General features: G+C 60.1%; 4 protein-coding genes and 1 pseudogene. All 5 read right to left on the reverse strand.

Annotated features, from left to right (window positions below):
- On the reverse strand, positions 1–143 hold a 143-nt coding region (locus HX846_RS11175; RefSeq protein WP_178965392.1), incomplete at its 3' end, for a Phenylacetic acid catabolic protein.
- 8 nt (positions 144–151) lie between these two features.
- The gene (gene paaB / locus HX846_RS11180; RefSeq protein WP_003208899.1) at positions 152–433 is read right to left on the reverse strand and encodes a 1,2-phenylacetyl-CoA epoxidase subunit PaaB; all 282 of its coding nucleotides are present in this window, start codon (positions 431–433) and stop codon (positions 152–154) included.
- A 27-nt stretch (positions 434–460) separates the two neighbouring features.
- Positions 461–1,450, reverse strand: coding sequence for a 1,2-phenylacetyl-CoA epoxidase subunit PaaA (gene paaA, locus HX846_RS11185; RefSeq protein ID WP_003208897.1), 990 nt, complete (start codon positions 1,448–1,450; stop codon positions 461–463).
- A gap of 412 nt (positions 1,451–1,862) precedes the next feature.
- A complete protein-coding gene (paaK, locus tag HX846_RS11190; RefSeq protein ID WP_102368711.1) occupies positions 1,863–3,188 on the reverse strand; it encodes a phenylacetate--CoA ligase PaaK in 1,326 nt (441 codons plus the stop codon).
- A gap of 101 nt (positions 3,189–3,289) precedes the next feature.
- Positions 3,290–3,422, reverse strand: a pseudogene (locus tag HX846_RS11195) (3-oxoadipyl-CoA thiolase); the annotation flags it as partial.

Below are 3,422 nucleotides of genomic sequence, written 5' to 3' on the forward strand. Positions count from 1 at the left end.
AGGTCGAGGCCGACGTTCATCAGCGCCAGTTCTTCTTCCAGCGCCGGCGCATGGCCGCACCACTGGCACAGGCGCTGGCCCTGGATCAGGGCGCTGTCGCCGAGGCGCAGCAGGTATTCGATCAGATCGGTTTCAGGGTTCATGGTCGACCTCACATATGCCCGACTTCGGCCGGCAACTCGTAGAAGCTGGCGTGGCGGTAGACCTTGTCATCGGCCGGGTCGAACAGCGGGTCTTTCTCGTCCGGCGACGAGGCGGTGATCAGCGCGGAAGGCACTACCCACAGGCTCACGCCTTCGCTGCGGCGGGTGTACAGCTCCCGGGCGTTTTCGATGGCCATGGTGGTGTCGGCGGCATGCACGCTGCCCACATGCTTGTGATTCAGGCCGTGCTTGCTGCGCACGAAGACTTCAAACAGGGTCCATTCAGACATAACGGTGACTCCACATCAGGTGGCCGATCAGGCGGCGTTCTTGTTCTGTTTTTTACGGGCGTGGGCGACGGCGGCTTCGCGTACCCAGGCACCGTCTTCAATCGCCTTGCGGCGGGTGGCGACGCGTTCCTGGTTGCACGGGCCGTTGCCCTTGAGCACTTCGTAGAACTCGCTCCACTGGATCTCGCCGAAATCGTAATGGCCGCGTTCGGCGTTCCACTTCAGGTCCGGGTCGGGGCAGGTGCAGCCCAGCAGCTCCAGCTGCGGGATGGTCTGGTCGATGAAGCGCTGGCGCAGTTCGTCGTTGCTCTGGCGCTTGATTTTCCAGGCCATGGACTGGGCGCTGTTGGGCGAGTGTTCGTCGCTGGGGCCGAACATCATCAGCGATGGCCACCAGAGGCGGTTGATCGCGTCCTGGACCATGTCTTTTTGCGCCTGGGTGCCCTGGCGCATCATGGTCAGCAGCAGTTCGTAGCCCTGGCGCTGGTGAAAGCTTTCTTCCTTGCAGATGCGCACCATGGCCCGGGAGTAGGGGCCGTAGGAGGTGCGCTGCAGTACCACCTGGTTGACGATGGCGGCGCCGTCTACCAGCCAGCCTACTGCGCCCATGTCGGCCCAGTTCAGGGTGGGGTAGTTGAAGATGCTGGAGTACTTGGCCTTGCCGCTGTGGAGCTTGGCGATTTCTTCGTCGCGGTCGGCGCCCAGGGTTTCCATGGCGCTGTAGAGGTACAGGCCGTGGCCGGCTTCGTCCTGGATCTTGGCCATCAGTTGCAGCTTGCGTTTGAGGGTGGGGGCGCGGGTGACCCAGTTGCCCTCGGGCAGCATGCCGACGATTTCCGAGTGGGCGTGTTGGGAGATCTGGCGGATCAGGGTTTGACGGTAGGCGTCGGGCATCCAGTTCTTGGCTTCGATCTTGATTTCGGCGTCGATTTTTTCCTGGAAAGCGCGTTCCTGGTCGGACATCTCGGAGAGGTCCTTGATGCGCTTTACTCCGGTTTCTACAAGCTGTGCGTACATGGGGGGTCTCCCGCCTTGTGTTTTGTCGTAGGCATGGAGGACTTTATAAGCGATACGGAAATTAATATCAAACACAAAATATGGTGTCGTTATTTGATGTTGTATCGCTTTGCGGGAAGGGAGCAGATATCTGTCGCTACGGTAACGGCGGCATAGGGTTCCCGGTCATCGTGGTAAGCAGGGCCAGTAGGCAAAAAACAGGGCCGCTTTATGTGGGAGCGGGCTTGCTCGCGAAGAACCTGAGTGCGCCGCGTTGAATCAGGATGCCCGCGTCATCGTTAACGACCTTCGCGAGCAAGCCCGCTCCCACATTTGAACCGTGTGCGCCTTTGATTTTGCTGGTGCTCTACCCCCACCCCAAAAAACGAGCAAAAAAAAGCCCCGCAAATGCGGGGCCAAAAAGGTGCAGCAGTCATGCCTTAGGGCGACGATCCATCACATGGCATGCCTTCCCCTCTGACCGCTTGATCGAATGCAGCGGCTGCAAAACGATACGCGAGCTGATCCCGATATACGTCTTGATGTGCCTGCTCAGTTCGCTGGAGACGGCTTTCTGTTGTTCATCATTGAGGTGCTGATGCTCAGCCTTCAGCTCCACATGCACATCCACACTGTCCAGGTTGCCATTACGATACAGATGTATCTCATAACACTCTGAAAGCTGTTTTATTTTAAGCACCTGCTCCTCGATCTGCGTGGGAAACACATTAACCCCGCGAATGATCAGCATGTCATCACTGCGCCCGGTGATCTTGTCGATCCGCCGCATCGGCCGCGCAGTCCCCGGCAGCAACCGCGTCAAATCCCGGGTGCGGTAGCGAATCATCGGCAGCGCCTCCTTGCTCAAGGAGGTAAACACCAGTTCACCCATCTGCCCGTCCGGCAGCACCTCACCCGTCACCGGGTCGATGATCTCCGGGTAGAAGTGATCCTCCCAAATGGTCGGGCCATCCTTGGTTTCCGCACACTCCATGGCCACCCCAGGCCCCATGATTTCCGACAGCCCATAAATATCCAGCGCCGTAATCCCCAGTCGCGCCTCGATTGCACTGCGCAGCTCGGCAGTCCACGGCTCGGCCCCAAAGATCCCCAGTCGCAACGCCAGCTTCTGTGGATCAATGCCCTGGCGCTCGATTTCATCGGCAATGTTCAGCATGTACGAGGGCGTGACCATGATGATGTCCGGCTGGAAATCCTTGATCAGTTGCACCTGTTTTTCCGTCTGCCCGCCGGACATCGGAATCACCGTACAACCCAGGCGTTCCGCGCCGTAGTGGGCACCAAGGCCGCCGGTGAACAGCCCGTAGCCATAGGAAATATGCACCTTGTCGCCACGCCGCCCACCGGCCGCGCGGATCGAGCGGGCCACCACATTGGCCCAGGTGTCGATGTCGTTCTGGGTGTAACCCACTACCGTCGGCTTGCCGGTGGTGCCGCTGGACGCATGCAGGCGCACCACCTCGTTCATCGGCACGGCAAACATGCCGTAGGGGTAACTGTCCCGCAGGTCGCCCTTGGTGGTGAACGGGAACCTGGCCAGGTCGTCCAGGGACTTGATGTCATCCGGGTGCACCCCCAGCGCGTCGAAGCGCTGACGGTACAGCGGCACATTCTGGTAGGCGTGGCGCAGGCTCCAGCGCAGGCGCTCCAGTTGATGGGCGCGCAGTTCGTCGACGCTGGCGGTTTCCAGCGGGTCCAGCACAGGGTTAAGCACGGCGTTTGGAATAGGCATGTTCATGAGTTCACTCGAATTATTTTTGTGTATCAGCCCACCGCACACCGTGGGCTTTGAGTGCATGCCCCAAGGATACCGCTAGGCTCCCCGGGAATCGCGAATCTTTAGTCGGACAGGCGCTCGATGATCAGCGCGATGCCCTGGCCCACGCCGATGCACATGGTGCACAGGGCGTAGCGGCCGCCACGTTCCTCCAATTCATGCAGGGCGGTAGTTACCAGCCGTGCGCCGCTCATC

The sequence above is a fragment of the Pseudomonas sp. K5002 genome, from assembly GCF_013386655.1.
GTDB lineage: Bacteria > Pseudomonadota > Gammaproteobacteria > Pseudomonadales > Pseudomonadaceae > Aquipseudomonas.